This is a genomic window from Azospirillum brasilense, from assembly GCF_003349955.1.
GTDB lineage: Bacteria > Pseudomonadota > Alphaproteobacteria > Azospirillales > Azospirillaceae > Azospirillum > Azospirillum brasilense_B.
The window spans coordinates 1-19,467 of record NZ_QLKQ01000106.1; the positions used below are offsets into that span (position 1 = coordinate 1).

Below are 19,467 nucleotides of genomic sequence, written 5' to 3' on the forward strand. Positions count from 1 at the left end.
GTCGGACACCCGCCGCGGCAGGGCGGACTGTCAGGTCAAGTCCATACTTTTACAGTTGCGGCGTCCGGTGGCGATCACCCGATGGCGGCGCTCGATGCTGTTGGAGTCGATCTCGACGCGGCCATCGTCGAGGAACACGCCCAGTCCCTCCCAGTGCGTCCGCAGATAGCGCAACGCCTTGGCCACCGGCATCTTGCCGGAGACACGGCCGAGTTGCTCCTCCACGTAGGCGTTGAGCGCCTCCACCGCGGGTTTGCTCTTTTCCTGGCGCACGGCCCGCCGCACGTCGGGCGGCTGGCCGCGGATGGCGTCCTCGATGCGGTAGAGCACGGCAATGCGACGCAGCACCTCCTCGGCAATCGGCGAGCCGGAGGACTGATGCACCTCCACAAAGCCCCTCCGGGCGTGAGCCCAGCAAAAAGCCAGCGTCACCGGGCCGGTCACGGCCGGGTCCGCTTCGATCAGCCGCTTGAAGCCGCCCCAGCCGTCGACCTGGAGGACCCCGCGGAACCCCTCCAGCACCTCCTTGGCCCGGGCGTACACCCGGTCCTCGGTGTACAGGTAGGCCACCGCCGGCGGCAGCGCGCCCTGCCACGGGGCGTCATCCCGGCCCAGCCCCCACAAGGCGCCGGTCCTGGTCGTCTTTTTCCCCTTGGTGAGCACCGGCAGGCGGGTATCGTCGACGAACAGCTTGGGCGAGGCGAGGACATGGCGCACCAGCCGTTCCCACACCGGGGCCAGCCACCACGCCGTCCGGCCGATCCAGTCCGACAGCGTTTGGCGGTCGAGCGTGACGCCGTCGCGGGCGAAGATTTGGGCTTGGCGGTACAGCGGCAGGCCGTCTTGGAACTTGGCCACCGCGAGGTGGGCCAGCAGCGCCTCGGTGGGTAGGCCGCCGGGGATGGCGCTGTCCGGGGCCGGCGCCTGCACCACCGCCTCGGCGCAACTCCGGCAGCCGTACTTGGGCCGCAACGTGGCGCGCACGCGCAGTTTCATCGGCGTGATGTGCAGGCGCTCGCTCGTCTCCACGGCGATCTCGTGCATCGCCCCGCCGCAGCACGGGCAGGTCGTGTCGGCGGGCTCGATGCGGACCTCCTCGCGCTCCAGGTGCCGGGGCAGATGGCCCAGCGTGCGCCGGGCCGGGGCGCGGCGGCGTCCTTCCCCGGGCGTGTCCACGGCGGCCTCTTCGCGAGCGGCGGCGGCCGTGGCGAGGTCCTGCTCGACGTTTTCCAGGGCGAGTTGGAACTGCTCGGGATCGAGGCGCTCGGACTTCGGGCCGGACTGAGCCCGCTTGAGTTGCTGAAGGACCTCGTCCAGCCGTTGGCGTTCCGCCTCGGCTTCTTCGTAGGCCGCCTTGAAGTGATCGCGCTCACCCTGCAGAGCAACCAGCGCCATCTCCTTGGCGTGAAGGAGGGCCGCCATTTCCGTAAGTTTGGCGCGGAGCCCGTCCGGATCTTGCGGGAGAGCGGCTGGATCGAAGATCATGCGCCAGTTTACTCGCATGACGCGAACACATCCACCTTTCTTTCTTCAGCAAGCCACCTGCGGCCGCGTCTCTGGCGGGGCGCGCAGCCGCTCCCAGGGCAGCCCGGCCAACAGAACCGACAACTGCACCGCCGACAGTCGCACCAAGTCGTCGCCGACCGGCGGCCAGCGGAAACCGCCACGCTCAAGCCGCTTCGTGACGAGAACCAGGCCGCTTCCATCGTACAGCAAGAGCTTGACCCGATCGGCACGGCGCGAGCGGAAGACGAAGACGTCGCCGGCGAACGGGTCCTGGCGCAGCGACACCTGCACCAGCGCGGCCAAGCGGTCCATGCCGGCGCGGAAGTCCACCGGCTTGGACCACACCAGCACACGGACGCCCGGCGGCGGCGCGATCATCGCCCGAGCACGGTCAGAACCCGGCGCAACGCCGCGGCGTCAAAGTCGCGGCCAACCCGCACCGCCAGCCCGTCCGGCAGGGTGATCTCGATGCGATCATCCTCCGGCTCCGGCGGGACGGCGTCCGGGGCCGCAGCGGTCGTGGGAAGCGCGGCGACCTCGACCGGGAGAAAGCGCCCGCCCTCCTGCTCCGGTTCCGTGGACCGGCATTCCCGGCCGAGCCGCCACGCCCACCAGTCGAAGGTCTTGCGAGCCAGTCCGTGCACCGCACAGTAGTCCCGGCGACACTGCCCACCAGCCCGCCAGGACTCAACGTGTTTCCGCCAAAAGGACGCGGCCGAACCCGTCGCTGTCGATCCCATCCTCGTCTTCCCCAGCTGCCGTGCGTGCGCGGAAGTCTATGGATCAGGCCAACCCGCCGCTACGTGGGGAAGCCACGCCGGATACGGTGGAGAACATCGATCACACGCGGACCAAGGTGAAAAGCCCGCAGACCAACGGCATCTGCGAGCGCTTCCACAAAACCGTCCTGGACGAGTTCTACCGCGTCGCCTTCCGAAAGCGCATCTACACGACGATCGACCAACTGCAGGCCGATCTGGATGCATGGATGCGCGAATACAACGAGATCAGGACCCATCAGGGGCGGTGGTGCTTCGGACGCACGCCGATGCAGACCTTCCTTGACACCGCCCCCATGGCCAGAGAGAAAATCATACAGGCCACGTGACATCGGACACGCTCAACCTGTCGGACACCCGCCGCGGCAGGGCGGACTGTCAGGTCAAGTCCATACTTTTACAGATGACAGCAACGCAAGCACCAGCATCAGACCCGACACCAGGAGCACCGGCTCCACCACGAAGACGTAGATCCTTGTCCACCAGACGCTTCCCGCTCGCTGTGCGCTCATGGCCCTCCGTCCCGATCCCGCTTCGATACCGCTCCCATCCTGGTCATCCAGTCGCTGCGGTCGAAATACACCTCGTTGCGGCGAATCTTGCCCGCGTGGTCCAGTTGCACCAGGCACACGCCGACCACGGTCAACACCTCACCGCCGACCGGGATGTCCGCGCGCCATTTGTTGAGGAAGCCATCCTCCATGGGGATGCCCTCGACCTGCGTCCAGACCCACGCCGGATTGCGCGCCAAAAGGCGCTCGAAATAGCCCAGCAACGCGGGCTTTCCCCGCAGCCCTTGGGGTACGGCAGGGTCGAGATAGAAGGCATCCTCGGAATAGAAGGCAGCCAGCCGCTGGGGATCGTTGCCGGTCCAGGCAGGCAGCCACGCCTGCGCAAAGCGCCGCGCTTGCTCCACATCGAGGGCGTTCATCGTGATGTATCGGGCCGGCCCGGGACGCGCGTCATCGGTGCGCCGCCTTGCGGGTACCGCTGTCGATGGCCTTGAGCAGCGCTGCACCAAGCACCGACTTGAGCACGCCGCCGATGACGAAGGGGGCCACGCCCACGGCGATGGCTTTCTGCACGCCAACCATCGCGGCCAGCCAGGCGCCGCCGAGCAGCAGGCACAGGGCATTGCCGATCAGCATCGCCGCGAAGGCCAGCACGACGCGCTCGCCTTGCCAGCCGCGTTCGACCAGCCAGCCGGTCAGCGCGCCGGCCACGGGAAAGGCCAGCAGGTAGCCACCCGTCGGTCCCAGGAAGCGCGCCAGACCTCCCGTGCCGCCGGCGAACACCGGCAAGCCGAGCGCGCCCTGGGCCAGCCAGACGAGGATCGTCAGGCCACCCAGGCGCCAGCCGTACAGTGCGCCGACCAGCGTGACGGCCAGCGTCTGCATGGTCATTGGCACCGGCACCATGGGCACGCTGACGTGGGACGACGCGGTGAGCACGAGGGTGCCGAACAGCACCGCCAGCACCTTGGTCGCGTTGGACTGTCCGCGCAGCCAGCGGGTTGTGTCGAGGGGCCCGAGGGTTTGGGTCGAGGTTGGGGTCATGGGTTCTCCTTCATGAATGGCGGAACTGGCCGCCGAGCGCATCCTTGCGCGGACACCGGAAACGTCATCGATCCTGCTTGCCCTGCAGGCAGATCAGGGTCTGCTGGCCGAGCGCCACCTGGGCTCGTCCCTGTTCGGTGACGCCGAAGACTTCGAGCTGGCAGATGGTCAGGGTGCGTCCGGAGCGCACCACCGTACCGACCGCTTCAAGGTAGTCGCCCTGCGCGGGGGCGAGCAGGTTGATCTTGAACTCGACGGTCAGCACGGAGCTGTCCGGTGGAAACAGCGTGAAGCCCGCGTAGCCACCGGCCGAGTCGGCGATGGCGCTGGTGCCGCCGGCATGGAAGTAGCCATGCTGCTGGGTGAGGGTTTCGCGGAACGGCAACCGGATGCTGACCCGCCCGCGCGCAACCTCGTGCAGTTCGGCGCCCAGGTGGTGCATCAGGCCCTGGCGGGCGAAGCTGTCGCGGACGATTCGCTCGACCTGGGGATCGAGCGGCAAGGATGGGGCGGCTTGGGTCATCGTTCTAAGGTTCCTTTGCAGTGGAGAGGGGGTTGAATCGAGGTGGCCGCTTCTCCAGGAATGCACGCATGCCTTCCTCGTGGTCGGGCAGCGAAAGGGTGTGGTGGAAGGCGGCCCGCTCGCGGCGTAGTCCTTCATCCATGGGCAGGCTGGCGCTGGCACGCGCGGCCTGCTTGATCAGGACCAGCACCTCGCCCGACAGCGACGCCATGTCGGCGGCGAGCCGGCGGCCCTCTTCGAGCAGGTGATCGGGGGGCACGATGCGCGAGACCAGCCCGCTGCGTTCGGCCTCGCGGGCGTCCATGCGGCGCCCGGTCAGCAGCAGGTCCAGCGCCTTGGCCATGCCGAGCAGGCGCGGCAGGCGCTGCGTGCCGCCCGCGCCGGGCATGGTGCCGACGCGAACCTCCGGGTGGCCGAACACGGCGTTCTCGGCCGCCAGCACGATGTCGCACATCTCGACCAGTTCGCAGCCGCCGCCGAGCGCGAAGCCCTGCACCAGCGCCACCACGGGCTTGGGGAACGTGCCCAGCGGCGCGCAGCAACCGGCGAAGTCAGTGGCCCGCGCCTGCTCCGCGCTGATGCCGAGCATTTCCTTGAGATCGGCACCGGCCGCGAAGTGTTCGCCTTCGGCGCGCAGCAGGACCACCCGCACGGCGGCGTCGGTCGCCAGCCTGTCGAGGTGCGCGGCCATCGCATCGGTCAGTGAGCGGCACAGGGCGTTGCGGGCTGCCGGCCGGTCGATGACCAACTCGGCATAGCCGTCTGGGTGCGACGCGCATCGAATGAAATCGGAAGACATGGGTTCTCCTGCGAGGAACCGCCCGAAGTGCCGGGCCGTCATCGATTCGGCAGCGCCGGGCAGTACCTGCGAAGTCTGCTGCGCGATGACGCTTGCGGCCAAGCGCGAATATCTCAGGTGGGACTGAAAATTTCTCGCTGGAGCCGACGCCATGCCCGGCCCAGAATCAATTCGCGGACGGGCCTCGTCTTTCCCTCAACGCCCCGGTACTCCCCGTCCCAGCGAACTCCCATGGAACATACCGCCCTCGTGGCGCTGATCGTCTACGCCTTCGTCATGTCGATCACGCCCGGTCCCAACAACGTGATGCTGATGTCCTCGGGCCTGCTCTTCGGCCTGGGCCGAACCTGGCCGCACCTGCTGGGCATCCCCGCGGGCGTGATGGTGCAGCTCGGGATCACCGGCGCCGGCCTCGGTGCGGTGTTTGCCCTCGAACCTCGCCTGCAGGTCGCATTGAAGGTCGTGGGCAGCCTCTACCTGCTCTGGCTGGCCGCGCGCCTGTGGCGCGCGGCCGAACTGGAGGAGACCGAAGCCGGCCGGCCCATCGGCTTCATGCAGGCGTTGGCCTTCCAGTTCGTCAATCCGAAGGCCTGGCTGATCTCGGTGACGGTGGTGTCCACCTTCCTGCCGCCGGGCGAAGGCTACGCACTGCGCCTGCTGGTGGTCAGCCTGGTGTTCGCCGCCATCGGACTGCCCTGCATGCTGGTCTGGGCCGCCTTCGGCGCCGGCCTGCGGCCCTGGCTGCGCGACCGCGCCGTCGCTCGCGTGGTCAATCGTGCGATGGCGACCCTGGCCGCCCTGACCGTTCTTCTCTTCTGGATGTGATGCCATGACGACACTCTCTCATGATCAACTCCGGGCCCATGCGCTGGCCTGGATCGATGACTGGAACCGGCGCGACGTGCCGGCGGTGCTGGCGGCCTATGCCGACGACGCACTGTTCGTGAGCGCGCTGGCGCAGCCCTATACCGGTGGCACGCGGGTACAGGGCAAGGACGCGCTGCGCCGCTACTGGCTGGCCGCGCTCGCCGACAGGCCTGACCTGCGGTTCGAACTCATCTCGGCCATCTGCGATGTCGAGGCGCAGACCGTCGTCGTCCATTACGTGGCGCAGGCCTGCGGCAAGCGCACGCGCATGTGCGAGATCATGCGCTTCGAGAACGGGCGGCAGGTCCATGGCGAGGCTCTGCACGGCGTCCCCGCCGAGGAGGACACGCCATGACGGCACTGCTGCGCGCCGTCCGGACCGACGACGGCAACCGCTATGACTGGGGTGAGGTCTGCCTGGGCTGGCGACTGCTGGAACTGCAACACATGCAGGTGCGGCAGGAATGGATGCCCGCAGGCGGCGCCGAAGCACCCCACTGGCACGCCAGGGCGCACCAGTTCTTCTACGTGCTCAGTGGCCACCTGCGCCTGAGCACGCCCGACCAGGACGTGCTGCTGGCAGCCCGTCAAGGCGTGCATGTCCCGGCCGGCACTCGCCACATCGCCGCCAATGGTGGCGACGAGGACGTGAATTTTCTGGTGTTCTCCAGCCCCAGCACGCAGGGCGACCGCATCGAATCGACCTCGGCCGCCGAACCGGATCGCCATCGCGACGAGGAGTCTTCGTCATGACCGTTTTCGCCCTCGCCCAACTCACCATCCACGACCGGACCGCCTACGACCGCTACCAGGCGCGCTTCATGGAGGTGTTCCGCCACCACCGAGGACGTCTGCTGGCCGCGGACGAGCAGCCTCGCACCATCGAAGGCACCTGGCCGCACCAGAAGCTCGTGCTCATGTCCTTTCCCGACGAGGCCGCCTTCCATGACTGGGCGGAATCGGCCGAGTACCAACGCATTGCCCAGGATCGCAAGGCCGGCGCACAGGCCGTGGTGCTGCTGGTCCAGGGTCTTGCTGTGAATGGCTGAGCCCATCGACATTCGTGCCGCCGACGGCTATGCCCTGGGTGGATTTGCCTGGCGCCGCCCCTGCGATCCACGACGCCCGCATCCAGTCGCGGTCATCAACGCGGCTACCTCGGTGCGCTGCCGGTACTACGCGCGCTTTGCCGACTGGCTCCACAGCCACGGATGGGACGTGGTGACCTACGACTACCGCGGCATCGGCGAATCGCGACACCGTGGGCTGCGTCGGCTGCAGGCCGACTGGATCGACTGGGGGCAGCACGATTTCGAGGGTGTGCTGCAGTACCTCGCCTGGCGATTCCCCGGCCAGCCGATCGACGTGGTCGGCCACTCCGCCGGGGGCTTCGTGATCGGGCTGGCCGCGTCCGCACACCGCGTGCGGCGTATCTTCACCATGGGGGCGCAGTACGCCTACTGGCGCGACTATGCGCCCGCCGCGCGCCGCGCCATGTTCCTGCGCTGGCACGTGGCCATGCCGCTGCTGGCGCGGGTGCTTGGCTACGTGCCGGCCAAGCGCCTGGGATGGATGGAGGACACGCCCAAGGGCGTGGCGCTGGACTGGGCACGCATGGGTCCCCGCTTCGAGGGCACGGTGCGCCGCGGCCGGGAGACACTGGAAGGCGAGCCCGAAGCCGAAATGCTGGCACGGCGCTTCGGCCAGGTGCGCGCACCGATCCTGGCGCTGGGCATCGAGGACGATCCGTTCGGCACGGTACCGGCGCTGGACCGCCTGCTGGATTACTACACCGGCAGCGAGCGTCATCACCTGCGCTTGGCTCCCGCGGCCATCGAGCAGGCCGAAATCGGCCATTTCGCCTTCTTCCACGAGCGCTTCCGCGAGGCGCTGTGGCCCCTGGCGCTGGACTGGTTGCGCACCGGCGAGCCACCGACCCGCCCCCTCGGCGCACTGAAGCATCGACCTGCGGACGATCCTCGGGCAGCGAGAGGTACGGCATGACTGTGGATGAGGCCCATTCACCACGACTGAAGCGGAAGCGCTGGCCGATCAAGATCACATCAGTAGCGATTCTGCGGCTTGACTGAACGTGATCGTGGGGTGCTCACTGACATGCACCTGTCGCGATCATTCAATACAGGGGATGAAGCCTGGCCCAGAATCCATCTCTCCATCTAACTTGGAGAGCTGAGATGATTTTCAGATACACGATTCTCTACGTCGAAGACGTGGCCGCCTCGCTGGCCTTTTACGAACGTGCTTTTGCCATGGAGAGGGGTTTTCTGCACGAGTCGGGGGACTATGGTGAACTCGTCACGGGGGCAACCAAGCTGGCTTTTTCTTCCGTCAAATTGATGCGAACTCTGGGCAAGACACCCGGCAAGCCCGCACCCGAAACCCCGGTATTCGAGATCGCCTTTGAAACGGAAGACGTATATGCGGCCTATACGCGTGCCGTAGCCGCCGGCGCACAACCTGTGCAGGAGGTTAGAAGTGAACCTTGGGGGCAGACGACGTGTTACGTCACCGATATCGACGGTTATCTGGTGGAGATTTGTTCGCCCGCCCAGTTGCCCAGCCCGGGTTGACGCAGGCGCTCAAGGACGTCGGCTTGCCTGCGCAACTGCGCCGGAGAATGGCCGAACCAGCGGACAAGTTCGCGGGTCATGTGGGCTTGGTCGCTGAAGCCACATATGCTGGCTATTTCGGCAAGAGGTTCACCTGACGAAAGCAGTCCGGTTGCCCGGCGCGCTCGTCCCAAGAGCCGCCAGTAGTCCGGCGGTGGGAGTCTTCTGCCCAGAAAGACTCTTTGCATCGTTCGGATGGAAATGCCAATGCTGCGGCAGGCGGCGCCAACCGTTGCACCCGGAAAACTGAGCGCCAGGATGGCCTCGTCCAGATGCGTCCAGGCTTCGCACTGCCCGTCGAGAATTTCCCCGATTCGATCATGGTCTGCGGCAATCGCCTGCATGGCAGGCGCGCTCACGCCCGCGCCCGGGCGCAACCTATAGCCTGTGATCGTGGTGCCGGGAAGCAGATCGACCAGCCGAGGCCGAACATCAAACCCGGTTGACATGATCTGAACCAAGCCATCCGCATGGCGGATGCACAGTACGTCTTGGCATCCGTCGGGCAGCACCAGATAGCGCTTGGCCCTGTTCACCGGGTAAACCCAGCGGTGGAAGCTGGCAATGTCTTGCATGTCGGGAAATTCACTCCAGGAACCGCCGAATGATCCGATATTCATGGTTTGCCGGATTGATTGGCATGATGGCCTTTGAGCCACTCGATGACATCGTCGGCATTCCGATCTGGCGGGAACACTGGATAGAACACATGCTCGATCACGCCATCGTGCGCAATCAGGGTCAGCCGCTTGAGCAGCGCCAGGCCTTGCACCTCGAAGACCGGCAGACCGAGCGCGGTTGCAAATGAAAGGCAATGGTCGGACAGCAAGGGAAAAGGCAGGTGCAGGCGCACCACCGCCTCGCATTGGTACGCGGTGTCCTGCGTGGACACGCCGAACAACTGGGCGACGCCCAAGGACTTCAGTTCGGCGAAATGATCCCTGAAGGCACAGGATTGCGGGGTGCAGCCCCGTGCTCCTGGAATCTCGTCCCAGCCTGGAGGCAGTGCGACATCCGGCCGGCCCGTCATCGGGAAGAGATAGAGCACCGTGCGCCCGCGCAGGCGCGAAGGATCGACACGGCCACCATCCGTCGATGCCAGTTCAAGCCTGGGCAGGCGCATGCCTGTCAGGTGGCGGGCGCCGCCATCATCCTCCGGCTGTGGAAGACGCGACCAATCGACCTGTTGCAGGTTGTTCATGGCTTCACCACCGCTCGTTACCGGCCAGCCAAAGGACGTAGCTCTTCCAGCCGGCGGGTTCGGCGAAGCGCGTGTAGGCCCGTATGGCATCGGGGTTGTCCTCGGGGACCAGCCAGCGCAGATGAATCCAGGCGCGTGATCGCCCGGTATCGGCGATGGCCGTGATGAGCCGCTGCGCGAGTCGTTTCCCGCGCGCGGCGGGCAGGACGTACAGGTCGTCGAGCTGGCCCGAACGCCCTCCGGAGATCGCTTCGGGCAGATCGAAGAACACCGCGAAGGCGACGAGTTCGTCGCCGAGAAAGCCACCCAGGACTTCCGCGATCGGATCGGCGATCAAGGCATCGGCACGGGCCAGTGCATTCGCCCCGGCTCCTTGCCCGTGGCGCATTTCGTCGCCATAGGCGGCCACCAGGGAGGCAAGCGCAACGGCGTCCTCGGCAACGAGCCGTCGAAGCGTCACACCGTCATCCGACAGGGCGTGCTGATCGCGCGGGTGTGCGGCTTTCATGTGTGTCATGCCGTCAAGGCCTTCGGATCGTCGGCGTCATCCACCGGTGGACAGTGTTCGCGCAGCCAGGTGCGCAAGGCGTCGAGGCGTCGGTCCTCGCCCAGGGCGGGTGGATACACGAGGTGGAAATCCCCACCGGCCGGGACCTCATGGTCGAACAAGGGCTCCAGCAAGCCTGCCCGCACCGAGCGCTCTGCGAGTTGCGCCACCACCAGGCACAGCCCCGTTCCTTCGCTGGCCGCCTGCAGCGCGAGGCCGCAGGAATCGACCTGGGTGATCAGGGCGGGGTGTTGCGGACCGGCCGGCAGGGTCTGCAGCCATTGCTCCCAGTGCAGGCCATAGCGGGAAACGAACAGGTGCGCCTGCGCCAGTTGCGCCAATCGTCCCTCGGGGGTGGCGGCGAGCGAGCCGGCCCTGGCATAGACGCCCAGGGTGCCGGCAAACAACGTCTCCGAAACCAGTCCGGGCCACGGCGGCTCGCCGAACCACAGGCCCACGTCGGCGGTGCCCGCCGCCAGATCGGCATGGCCTTGGACGGTGGTGATGTCGAGTGCGGATTCGGCGGTCCCGAACGGATAGGCGGCCAGCCGCGGCGCCAGCCAGTTGATGGCGATCGCCGGCAGCGTGTGCAGCCGCAGCGGGCCGTCCAGGCGCTCGTCCCGCAGCGCCTGGACGGAGGCGGCGATGTGGGAGAAGCCTGCATTCAGGGTCGGGGCCAGGCGGCGGCCGGCGTCGGTCAGCTCCACGGCGCCACCGACTCGCCGCAGCAACTCGACGCCCAGCAGGTCTTCCAGCGTGCGCAACTGGTGGCTGACCGCCGAGGGCGTGACCGCCAGTTCCAGGGCCGCGTCCTTGATCGACAGATGGCGCGCGGCGGCTTCGAAGGCGCGCAGGGCATTCAGTGGCACGGGGATGCGCATGGGCCCCTCATCTTCCGCAAGGCGTCGGCGTCATCGTTCCGTCCCGCCGCATCCGGCGACGGCGGCAGACCGCCGCGCCGGGGCCGGGTCCCGCTGGGGGCGCCGCAGGTACCAGGCCAGCGCGGCAATGATCAGCGCGCCCCCGGCCAGGGCACCACTCCCGGGCGCCTCGCCGAAGGCCAGCCACACCCAGAGCGGTCCCAGTACCACGTCCAGCAGGCTGATCAGTCCTGCTTCTCCCGCCGGAATGCGCCGGCCTCCTTCGAGGAACAGCAGGAAGGCCAGGGCCATGGCGACGATGCCCAGCAGCGCCAGGCTCGACAGCGCCTTCGGGTCCGGAACCTGCCGCGACATGAAGGGCAGCGCCGCCACGGCGCAGAGCAGGCACCCCAGCGTGTTGATCTTCACGATGTCCAGCCCGGGATGGCTTTTGACGACGATCAGGAGTCCACCGAACGCAGACGTCATCAGCAAGGCAAGCACGCTGCCGAGGAGATGGCCACTGCCGGTCGGGACCCCCACGACGATCGCCACGCCCGCCAGGCAGCATGCGCCGGCGGCGAGGACGCGCGGGGAAAGCGGCTCGCCCAGGATCAACCGCGCCAGGCCGGCAGCGACCAGGGGCAGGCAGGCGTAGATCAGCAGGACGTTGGCCACCGTGGTCAGTGTCAGCGCGGCGATGTACGCCACTGTCGCCGTCGATACGAGGAGGGTGGCCCCCCATCCAGCGGCACCGAACGTGCTGCCTCGTTCGCCGCGTCCGCGCAAGGCCAAGACCGCGGCCAGCGCCAGGCCCGCGAACAGGGAACGCCAGCCGACGATGGTCCATGCGTCCAGGTCCGTCAGCCGCACGAACAGCCCGGCCGAACTCCAGCAGACCGCCGAGAGCACAACCAGGACGAAACCGATCCATCGACGAGACACCCCACTTCCTCCCTGTCAGGACATTGAAGCCACCGGGCTTGCGCAGGCGGCAGCGGATCGAGGCTTCGCCGCCGGCGACGTGGTGCTTTGCGCGGGCCCGTCCTTGGCACTGCCCGCGTCGTCCGTCGTCCGCTCCTGCCCTCCGTGCCGGGCTTGCCCATCGACCTGCTCGCGCAGCCAGCCGCGCAGGTTGTCCAACCGTCGGTCCTCGCGCAGCGCCTCGGGATAGACGAGCCAGAAGCCGACGCCCGCGCTCACAGGGTGGTCGAAGACCGAGGCCAGGCGTCCGAGCCGGACGGCACTCTCGGCCAGTTCGCAGACGGCGATCGACACGCCGGCCCCATCGGCGGCTGCCTGCATCGTCAGGCCGCCCGAGTCCACGCGGGTTACGACAGCCGGCTCGAACGGTCCACCGGGCAGACTGTCCATCCAGCGCCGCCAGCTGAGGCAATGCCGCGACACGAAGAGGTTGGCGCGCGCGACCTGCTTGAGGCGTTCCCGGCGCGAGCCGGTGGCAAAGCCCGGGCGCGCGTACAGATCGATGGTGGCCTCGAACAACAGGTCGGCCTGCAGGCCGGCCCACTGGCCGTCGCCATACCAGATGCCGGCATCGGCCACGCCGGCGGCCAGATCCACGTCGTCCTGCGTGGTGGAGATGTCCAGCGAGAAGCCGCGCCGCTCGAACGGATACAGGCTCAGGCGGGGCGACAGCCAGTTGGTCGCGAAGGTCGGCAGCATGTTCACGCGCAGGGGCCCGTCGCGCCGCTCCTCGCGCAAGCTGCTCACGCCCTCGGCGATCAGGGCGAAACCCTCGTTGAGGCTAGGTGCCAGCCGGCGGCCGGCGCTGGTCAATTCCAGCCGCGTACCGATGCGGCGCAGCAGTTCGACGCCGAGCATGTCCTCCAGCGTGCGCAACTGGTGGCTGACCGCCGAGGGGGTGACCGCCAGTTCCAGGGCCGCGTCCTTGATCGAGAGATGGCGCGCCGCAGCCTCGAAGGCGCGCAAGGCATTCAACGGGACAGGGATGCGCATGGGGGATTCACCCTCCTGGAAGTCATTGGTCGTTCATGGACTCATTAAACCGGAAATCGTCGTCTCCACGCTCGCCGACAAGAGGACCAAAACTCAGCATCGTCTGAGATTTGCTCACTCGTGCCGACGGCGAACCGGCCGCACACTGACGCCATCGACAACCTGTACAGCGGTGCGCACCATGCTCAATTCCCTTGACGATCGCGATGGCCTGATCTGGCTCGATGGCGAGCTACTGCCCTGGCGCGAGGCGCGCCTGCACGTGCTCACGCATGCGCTGCATATGGGCGGGGCCGTCTTCGAGGGCATGCGCGCCTATGGCGGTCATGTCTTCCTCAATGCGCCTCACCTGGAACGCTTCCAGCAGTCCGCCGCGCTGCTGGACTACCACCTGCCGTGGTCGCAAGGCGAACTGACACAGGCCATCGAGGCGGTGCTGTGGGCCAACCAGCTCGACGACGCCTACATCCGCCCGGTGGCCTGGCGCGGCGCGGAGAGTGTTTCCATCGCTTCGCCGCGCGCCCGCATCCACGTGGCGATCGCGGCCTGGGACTGGCCCACGGCGGCGTCCCAGGGCCGCGCCGAGGAAGGCATCCGGCTGCAGCTGGCGAGTTGGCGGCGTCCCCGTCCCGACACCGCACCCACCGCGGCCAAGTGCTCGGGGCTGTACATGATCGGTACCCTTGCGCGCCATGCCGCCGCAGCGGCGGGCTGCGACGACGCACTGCTGCTCGACAGCGAAGGCCGGGTCGCCGAGACCACGGCAACCAACCTGTTGATGGTCCATGACGGGGTGCTGGTGACCCCATTGCCGACCTGCTTCCTCGACGGCATCACCAAGCGGCACGTGATGGGACTGGCGCGCCAGCGCGGGCTGCGGGTCGAGGAGCGGACCGTGACGCTGGACGAACTGCGCACCGCCTCCGAGGTATTCACCGCCGGCACCTCGGTCGAACTGCAGCCGGTGGTGGCGCTGGTCGAGGATGCGGCGACCACCGAATGGCCCGTGGGGCCGGTGACGCGACAACTGATCCGGGACTTTCGCGCGTCCGTGACCGAGGCGAGCCAGGTCGGCCGGACCCTGCGGGAACGGGAGACCGGCTTGTTGGAACGGCGCCCGTGGCCCGCTCGCGTCGCCTCCGCCTTGCAGGCGCCGTAGCGCGCAATGGACCGGTACGCAGACGGACCCGCGAGAGGACAGGCACGATGCCATGCAGACTGGCTTCACACACGCCCCAGACAGTCGCGCAGTTGCGCGGCAAAGCGCGCCGCGTCCCCCGGTTCGAGTGTCGAGACCGTGACACGCAGTGCGGGGGCCGCGGGCGCGATCGCGAAGGCATCGCCGGTTCGCACGGCCCAGCCGCAGCGTGCGAGGCTTTGCGCGGTACGGTGAACGTCACGGCCTTCCGGCAGCGGAATCCACACATTGAACCCGTCGCAGGGCTGCCCGGTGGCGATGCCCTCGGCGCCGAGTGCATCGATCAGGGCCTTGCGACGCGTGGCGTAGGCGGTCTTGGCCGCATGCAGGCGCGCCTTGGCCGCGTCGGATCCGAGCAGGCCGCGCACGGCCGCCTGCAGCAGGTGGCTGACCCAGGTCGTGCCGGGAGCCAGTCGCATGCCGAGCCTTGCGGCGGTCCCCGCATCGGTAGCGATGAAGGCCAGCCGCAGATCCGGGCCGAAGCCCTTGGACACGGAGCGCACCAGCGCCCGCCGCGTGGTGGCCGCGGGCGCGATGGAGAAGTACGGCGCCTCGGCCAGCAAGGCGAAGTGGTCATCCTCGATCACCAGCACGTGCGGATGGCGGGCGAGCACGCGGCGCAGTTCGCGGGCGCGCTGCTCGCTCAGGCCGCAGCCGGTGGGGTTCTGCGCCCTTGGTGTGCACAGCACCGCCTGGGCGCCATTGGCCAGCGCCGCTTCCAGCGCCTGCGGGCGCATGCCGTGCACATCCATGGCCACGGGCACCGCTGCCAGGCCCGTGCTGTGCAGGATGTTGAGGCTGCCGAGGAAGCACGGGTCCTCCACCGCCACCTTGTCGCCGGCGACGAGGTAGGCAGCCAACAGACGCTCGATCGCATCGACCGCACCATGCGCCAGCACCAGACCGTCACCCTCCCGGAGATCCGCTCCGAACCACTGCCGCGCCAGCCGTTCGAGTGCCGGGTCGAGTACAGGCTGGCCATACAGCGCGGGCCGGTAGCCGCTGGCTGCCAGCGCCTGCAATGGATCGGGCAGCCAGGCCGGGTCCGGATTGCCGCTGGCCAGATCCGCCAGCGCCGAGCCGGGCTGCAGGCCCTCCTGCTCACCGAGACGCGCCGCTGGCCGGATCACCGTTCCGTTACGCCCCAGCGTCTCGGCAATGCCTGCGGCCACCAGCTTCCGGTACGCGGCGGCGACCGTGTTGCGGTTGACGCCCAGTTGATCGGCCATCTCGCGCACGGACGGCAGGGTCTGGCCCGCAGCAAGCTGGCCCGCATGTGCCTCGCGGCGAATGCGTTCGAAGATGTCCGATGCGGTCTTTTCAGTCATTCCAGTTTGTCCCGTGACAATGTATATTTTGTCCTATGACAATGTTAGCAGCACGGAGAACCCCTTGTCCATGAACGCGCAGACGCATCCCTGGTCCACCGCACACAGCGTCGAGGACTTTCGGCGCAATCTGGCGGCGGTGCATCGGCGCATCGCCGATGCCTGCTCCCGCGCGGGACGCGATCCGTCCGATGTGCGCCTGCTGCCGGTCAGCAAGACCGTGCCGGAGGAGCGCATCCGTCTGGCTTACGCCGCCGGCTGCCGCGACCTGGGTGAGAACAAGGTGCAGGAGGCGCAGCGCAAGGCCGAAGCGATGGTGGATCTCGCCGACCTGCGCTGGTCGGTCATTGGCCACCTGCAGACCAACAAGGCCAAGGTCGTGGCACGCTTCGCCAGCGAGTTCCAGGCCCTGGACAGCCTGCGTGTGGCGGAGGCGCTGGACCGTCGCCTGCAAGCCGAAGGGCGCGCGCTGGATGTGTTCGTGCAGGTCAATACCTCGGGCGAGGCCAGCAAGTTCGGCTTGCCGCCTTCCGAGGTGGCCGGCTTCGTCCGGGCGCTGCCGGGCTTCTCCACCCTGCGCGTGCGAGGCCTGATGACACTGGCACTGCTGTCGGCCGATCCGGCGCGGGTCCGTCCCTGCTTCGTGCTGTTGCGCGAACTGCGTGATCGGCTGCGCCAGGAGGCGCCGGCGGGCATCGGCATGGACGAACTGTCGATGGGGATGTCCGGCGACTTCGAGCTGGCCATCGAGGAAGGCGCCACCGTCGTGCGCGTCGGTCAGGCCATCTTCGGCGCTCGCGCGACGCCGGACAGCCACTACTGGCCCGACGACGACCGGGCTGCGACATCGACCGCATCGGAGCAGATCGCATGAAGACCGCCCTGGCCCTGCGCCACATCCATTTCGAAGACCTCGGCACGCTCGAACCGCTGCTGCGCGAGCGTGGATTCGACGTGCGTTACCTCGACCCCGCGACCGACGACCTGGCCCGTGAGGAGGCCGCAGCAAGCGATCTTCTCATTGCACTCGGTGGGCCGATCGGCGTCTTCGACGAGCGGGCCTATCCCTTTCTTGCCGACGAACTGCGTCTGCTCGAACGGCGCTTGGCCAGCGGCCGGCCGCTGCTCGGCATTTGTTTGGGCGCGCAATTGATCGCGCGCCTGCTCGGCGCCGCCGTCACCCCCATGGGCTTCAAGGAGATCGGCTTCGGCGCGCTGACGCTGACGGAGGCGGGCCGCCGCTCGGTGCTGGCACCGCTGGCCGGCGTGCCGGTGCTGCATTGGCACGGCGACCGCTTCGAGGCGCCTGAGGGCAGTGAACTGCTGGCGAGCACCGAAAGCTGCGCGCAACAGGCCTACACGGTCGGCAACCGGGTGCTGGGTCTGCAGTTCCACCTGGAAGCCGATGCCAGCCGAATCGAACGCTGGTTGGTCGGCCATTGCTGCGAGCTGGGCCAGGCCGGCATCGATCCGCGCACGCTGCGCGCGGATGCCGAGCGGCATGGGGCAACGCTGAAGGCTGCGGCCCACCGCACGATCGGCGCGTGGCTGGACCGGCAGCAGGACACGGGGGGTGCGTCCTGAATGACAGTGACCCAACCTGTGCCCATCGATGTCATCAGCATCCAGTCCCAGGTGGTCTACGGGCGGGTCGGCAACAACGCGGCGATTCCCGCGTTGGAAGCCTCCGGGCTGCTTACGGCCGCGGTGCCGACCGCGCTGCTCAGCAACACCCCGCACTATCCCTCGGTCCATGGCGGTGCGGTGCCCGACACGTGGTTCGCTGGCTGGTTGGATGACCTGGAGGCGCGCGGCATCCCCGCGTGCGCTCGCGTTGTGCAGGTCGGCTTCCTCGGCGCGCCGTCGCAGGCACGGATCCTCGCATCCTGGTGGTCGACGATGCGCGAGCGCCACCCGCAACTGCGCCTGCACCTGGATCCGGTCATAGGCGACTACGACCAGGGCGTGTATGTGGCGGCCGGCATGGCCGAGGCCTGGCGCACGCTGCTGATTCCAGAAGCCCACGGCCTCGTCCCCAATCGGTTCGAGCTGGAACAGGTCACCGGCAGAACGCTGCAGGGGCTGGCGGATTGCCGCGAGGCTGCCCGTGCGCTGTTGCGTGGCCCCACCCAATGGGTGGTGGTGACCAGTGTCCAGGATGATCCCGAAAGCGCCGTCGTCCAGACGCTGCTGGAGACGCGGGAGGGGGTATCGCGCCTCTTCGAGCATCCCCACGTGCCCTGCGTGGTGAAAGGGGCCGGCGACTACTTCGCCGCGCGCCTGACCGGCCATTGCCTGCTTGGCATAGAGATGCCTCAGGCCGTCGAGCGCGCCTGCGGCGATACCGCCGAGCAACTGACCCGCACCCGGCGCCTGGGCTGGGAGGAGATGGCGATACACGCGATGGACGGGAGTGTCCGGCCATGAACGCCTACCGCCTCGTGATTTCCCGGCATGGCCGGCTGCTGGGTCAGTTCGACAGCGATACGCCCTGGGCGGGTGACGCGATCCGCGACCTGCTACAGCGACTTCCCGAATGCGATGGTTATCGCACCGAACTGTTCGTCGCGCGCGAAGAGCGCAGATTGCTCGAAAGCGGTCCTGGCGGTCTGAAGGTCCTCGGCCGTGAGCCGTTGTTCCAACCCTTGCCGATCACGGCGCTGCTGTCCGGCACGGCGCCCGAGGAGCCGCTCGCGTGAATCAAGCTCCCGGCCTCACGTACGCGTAGGTGGCGCGATGGAGCTGCGACACCTGCGCTGTTTCGTGGCAGTGGCCGAGGAACTGCACTTCACGCGTGCGGCGGTGCGGCTCCATATCGAGCAGTCTCCGCTGTCGCGCACCATCCGGGAGCTGGAGTCCGACCTCGGCGCCACGCTGTTCGAGCGCAATCGGCGCGGCACCCAGCTCACCTGGGCGGGCCAGGTGCTGCTGGAAGATGCCCGCCGCGTGTTCGCGGTGCTGGAACAGGCACGAACCAACGTCCGGGCCGCCGCCACGGGCTATCGCGGCATGCTGCGCCTCGCGCTGTCGGACGGTATCGCGCAGACACGCCTCGCGGCACTCCTGGCCCTGTGCCGGGAGGAGGAGCCCGATGTGGAAATCCGCCTGTTCGAGACGCCGCTCGCATCGCAAGTGCGCGGGTTGCGCGACGACACTTTCGATGCCGGGTTTGCGCAGTCCGACGAGGCTGGAGAGGGCATCCTGTGCGAGGCAGTCTGGTCCGATCCCATCCTGGTGGCCATTCCGACGCGCCATCCTTTGCTGGCCTTCAGGCAGGTCCCTCTGGATGAACTGCTGCGCTATCCCCTGATCAAGTGCCACCCGGAAACCTGCGAGGGCGCGTACCGGCAGATCAAACGGCTGCTCCGGACGGCCGCCATCCAGCCCCGGATCGCAGAGCGGGTCGCGACACTGGAATTGATGCTGACGCTGGTGGCCGCGGGCTACGGACTGGGTTTCGCCACGGCGGCGCAGATTTCGGTCTGCCGTCATCCCGAGGTCATTGCGCGGCCCCTGTCGGACCCGTCGGCATGCATGACCACCTACTTGTTGCGGCCGGACAGTGAGCCCTCGGAACCGCTGCAGCACTTCATCGAACGCGCCATGCTCTCGCGCGACGACAGTCCCGCCGTCGATCCGATCTAGCCCGGATCATTCATCAGCGTTTTGGAACGGCGGTCCGAAGGCGCGTCGATG

The 19,467-nt window shown here is 67.9% G+C and carries 26 protein-coding genes and 1 pseudogene; 13 read left to right on the plus strand and 14 right to left on the minus strand.

Going from position 1 to position 19,467, the window contains the following annotated elements; genetic code table 11:
* Positions 1 to 30 precede the first annotated feature (30 nt).
* The 3 genes from tnpC to tnpA form a co-directional block, all read right to left on the minus strand.
* Positions 31 to 1,422 (minus strand): IS66 family transposase, encoded by a 1,392-nt coding sequence (gene tnpC / locus DXK32_RS29220; protein ID WP_162801405.1) that lies wholly within the window; start codon positions 1,420 to 1,422, stop codon positions 31 to 33.
* A gap of 108 nt (positions 1,423 to 1,530) precedes the next feature.
* Positions 1,531 to 1,884, minus strand: a complete 354-nt coding sequence (gene tnpB, locus DXK32_RS29225) for an IS66 family insertion sequence element accessory protein TnpB (protein ID WP_114861712.1) — start codon at positions 1,882 to 1,884, stop codon at positions 1,531 to 1,533.
* Positions 1,881 to 2,246 (minus strand): IS66 family insertion sequence element accessory protein TnpA, encoded by a 366-nt coding sequence (gene tnpA, locus DXK32_RS29230; RefSeq protein ID WP_114861713.1) that lies wholly within the window; start codon positions 2,244 to 2,246, stop codon positions 1,881 to 1,883. The genes tnpB and tnpA overlap by 4 nt, the downstream gene beginning before the upstream one ends.
* Positions 2,247 to 2,332: 86 nt before the next feature.
* Here tnpA and DXK32_RS29235 point away from each other — a divergent pair.
* Positions 2,333 to 2,614, plus strand: a pseudogene (locus DXK32_RS29235) (integrase core domain-containing protein); the annotation flags it as partial.
* A 179-nt stretch (positions 2,615 to 2,793) separates the two neighbouring features.
* On the opposite strand, the gene DXK32_RS29240 reads toward DXK32_RS29235, so the two are convergent.
* The 4 genes from DXK32_RS29240 to DXK32_RS29255 form a co-directional block, all read right to left on the minus strand.
* On the minus strand, positions 2,794 to 3,216 hold the full coding sequence (locus DXK32_RS29240; RefSeq protein ID WP_114861714.1) for a nuclear transport factor 2 family protein: 423 nt from the start codon (positions 3,214 to 3,216) through the stop codon (positions 2,794 to 2,796).
* A gap of 31 nt (positions 3,217 to 3,247) precedes the next feature.
* The gene (locus DXK32_RS29245; protein WP_114861715.1) at positions 3,248 to 3,841 is read right to left on the minus strand and encodes a biotin transporter BioY; all 594 of its coding nucleotides are present in this window, start codon (positions 3,839 to 3,841) and stop codon (positions 3,248 to 3,250) included.
* Positions 3,842 to 3,905: 64 nt separating this feature from the next.
* Positions 3,906 to 4,364 carry a PaaI family thioesterase gene (locus DXK32_RS29250; protein WP_024889590.1) on the minus strand — a complete coding sequence of 153 codons (459 nt, stop codon included), beginning with the start codon at positions 4,362 to 4,364 and terminating at the stop codon, positions 3,906 to 3,908.
* 4 nt (positions 4,365 to 4,368) lie between these two features.
* Positions 4,369 to 5,265 carry an enoyl-CoA hydratase/isomerase family protein gene (locus DXK32_RS29255; RefSeq protein WP_205215857.1) on the minus strand — a complete coding sequence of 299 codons (897 nt, stop codon included), beginning with the start codon at positions 5,263 to 5,265 and terminating at the stop codon, positions 4,369 to 4,371.
* A 129-nt stretch (positions 5,266 to 5,394) separates the two neighbouring features.
* Here DXK32_RS29255 and DXK32_RS29260 point away from each other — a divergent pair, with 129 nt between their 5' ends.
* The 6 genes from DXK32_RS29260 to DXK32_RS29285 all read left to right on the plus strand — a co-directional run bounded on the left by DXK32_RS29260 (position 5,395) and on the right by DXK32_RS29285 (position 8,621).
* Positions 5,395 to 5,988, plus strand: coding sequence for a LysE family translocator (locus DXK32_RS29260; protein ID WP_020649404.1), 594 nt, complete (start codon positions 5,395 to 5,397; stop codon positions 5,986 to 5,988).
* 4 nt (positions 5,989 to 5,992) lie between these two features.
* A complete protein-coding gene (locus DXK32_RS29265) occupies positions 5,993 to 6,385 on the plus strand; it encodes a nuclear transport factor 2 family protein (protein WP_026353018.1) in 393 nt (130 codons plus the stop codon).
* Complete coding sequence (locus DXK32_RS29270; protein ID WP_114861717.1) at positions 6,382 to 6,783, plus strand: cupin domain-containing protein; 402 nt, start codon at positions 6,382 to 6,384, stop codon at positions 6,781 to 6,783. Before DXK32_RS29265 ends, DXK32_RS29270 begins: the two co-directional genes overlap by 4 nt.
* On the plus strand, positions 6,780 to 7,079 hold the full coding sequence (locus tag DXK32_RS29275; protein WP_060833097.1) for a DUF1330 domain-containing protein: 300 nt from the start codon (positions 6,780 to 6,782) through the stop codon (positions 7,077 to 7,079). Before DXK32_RS29270 ends, DXK32_RS29275 begins: the two co-directional genes overlap by 4 nt.
* The gene (locus DXK32_RS29280) at positions 7,072 to 8,034 is read left to right on the plus strand and encodes an alpha/beta hydrolase family protein (protein WP_114861718.1); all 963 of its coding nucleotides are present in this window, start codon (positions 7,072 to 7,074) and stop codon (positions 8,032 to 8,034) included. Before DXK32_RS29275 ends, DXK32_RS29280 begins: the two co-directional genes overlap by 8 nt.
* Before the next feature lie 191 nt (positions 8,035 to 8,225).
* The gene (locus DXK32_RS29285; RefSeq protein ID WP_114861719.1) at positions 8,226 to 8,621 is read left to right on the plus strand and encodes a VOC family protein; all 396 of its coding nucleotides are present in this window, start codon (positions 8,226 to 8,228) and stop codon (positions 8,619 to 8,621) included.
* Here the strand turns inward: DXK32_RS29285 and DXK32_RS29290 are convergent.
* From DXK32_RS29290 to DXK32_RS29315, 6 genes are read right to left on the minus strand one after another with little or no spacing between them, the layout of a single operon-like run.
* Positions 8,573 to 9,235, minus strand: coding sequence for an AraC family transcriptional regulator (locus DXK32_RS29290; RefSeq protein ID WP_114861720.1), 663 nt, complete (start codon positions 9,233 to 9,235; stop codon positions 8,573 to 8,575). The two genes, DXK32_RS29285 and DXK32_RS29290, sit on opposite strands and share 49 nt — an antisense overlap.
* A gap of 41 nt (positions 9,236 to 9,276) precedes the next feature.
* On the minus strand, positions 9,277 to 9,861 hold the full coding sequence (locus tag DXK32_RS29295; protein WP_114861721.1) for a peroxiredoxin: 585 nt from the start codon (positions 9,859 to 9,861) through the stop codon (positions 9,277 to 9,279).
* Between the two features lie 4 nt (positions 9,862 to 9,865).
* On the minus strand, positions 9,866 to 10,378 hold the full coding sequence (locus tag DXK32_RS29300) for a GNAT family N-acetyltransferase (protein ID WP_060833101.1): 513 nt from the start codon (positions 10,376 to 10,378) through the stop codon (positions 9,866 to 9,868).
* Entirely contained in the window at positions 10,375 to 11,289 is a 915-nt protein-coding gene (locus DXK32_RS29305; RefSeq protein WP_081093918.1) for a LysR substrate-binding domain-containing protein, read from the minus strand. Before DXK32_RS29305 ends, DXK32_RS29300 begins: the two co-directional genes overlap by 4 nt.
* A gap of 30 nt (positions 11,290 to 11,319) precedes the next feature.
* Positions 11,320 to 12,213 carry a DMT family transporter gene (locus DXK32_RS29310; protein ID WP_114861722.1) on the minus strand — a complete coding sequence of 298 codons (894 nt, stop codon included), beginning with the start codon at positions 12,211 to 12,213 and terminating at the stop codon, positions 11,320 to 11,322.
* A 15-nt stretch (positions 12,214 to 12,228) separates the two neighbouring features.
* Complete coding sequence (locus tag DXK32_RS29315) at positions 12,229 to 13,245, minus strand: LysR substrate-binding domain-containing protein (RefSeq protein ID WP_114861723.1); 1,017 nt, start codon at positions 13,243 to 13,245, stop codon at positions 12,229 to 12,231.
* A gap of 181 nt (positions 13,246 to 13,426) precedes the next feature.
* Here DXK32_RS29315 and DXK32_RS29320 point away from each other — a divergent pair, with 181 nt between their 5' ends.
* The gene (locus DXK32_RS29320) at positions 13,427 to 14,404 is read left to right on the plus strand and encodes a branched-chain amino acid transaminase (RefSeq protein WP_020649391.1); all 978 of its coding nucleotides are present in this window, start codon (positions 13,427 to 13,429) and stop codon (positions 14,402 to 14,404) included.
* A gap of 65 nt (positions 14,405 to 14,469) precedes the next feature.
* Here the strand turns inward: DXK32_RS29320 and ptsJ are convergent, their stop codons facing one another.
* The gene (gene ptsJ, locus DXK32_RS29325) at positions 14,470 to 15,771 is read right to left on the minus strand and encodes a transcriptional regulator PtsJ (RefSeq protein WP_114861724.1); all 1,302 of its coding nucleotides are present in this window, start codon (positions 15,769 to 15,771) and stop codon (positions 14,470 to 14,472) included.
* Positions 15,772 to 15,841: 70 nt separating this feature from the next.
* Here ptsJ and DXK32_RS29330 point away from each other — a divergent pair, with 70 nt between their 5' ends.
* The 5 genes from DXK32_RS29330 to DXK32_RS29350 are packed head-to-tail and all read left to right on the plus strand — an operon-like array spanning position 15,842 to position 19,416.
* Positions 15,842 to 16,645, plus strand: a complete 804-nt coding sequence (locus tag DXK32_RS29330) for a YggS family pyridoxal phosphate-dependent enzyme (RefSeq protein ID WP_114861725.1) — start codon at positions 15,842 to 15,844, stop codon at positions 16,643 to 16,645.
* Positions 16,642 to 17,355, plus strand: a complete 714-nt coding sequence (locus DXK32_RS29335) for a glutamine amidotransferase (RefSeq protein ID WP_114861726.1) — start codon at positions 16,642 to 16,644, stop codon at positions 17,353 to 17,355. Before DXK32_RS29330 ends, DXK32_RS29335 begins: the two co-directional genes overlap by 4 nt.
* A gap of 18 nt (positions 17,356 to 17,373) precedes the next feature.
* Positions 17,374 to 18,198, plus strand: coding sequence for a PfkB family carbohydrate kinase (locus tag DXK32_RS29340; RefSeq protein WP_205215858.1), 825 nt, complete (start codon positions 17,374 to 17,376; stop codon positions 18,196 to 18,198).
* Positions 18,195 to 18,470, plus strand: coding sequence for a cytoplasmic protein (locus DXK32_RS29345; protein WP_114861728.1), 276 nt, complete (start codon positions 18,195 to 18,197; stop codon positions 18,468 to 18,470). Before DXK32_RS29340 ends, DXK32_RS29345 begins: the two co-directional genes overlap by 4 nt.
* Positions 18,471 to 18,507: 37 nt before the next feature.
* A complete protein-coding gene (locus tag DXK32_RS29350) occupies positions 18,508 to 19,416 on the plus strand; it encodes a LysR family transcriptional regulator (protein WP_029578113.1) in 909 nt (302 codons plus the stop codon).
* Positions 19,417 to 19,467 lie beyond the last annotated feature (51 nt).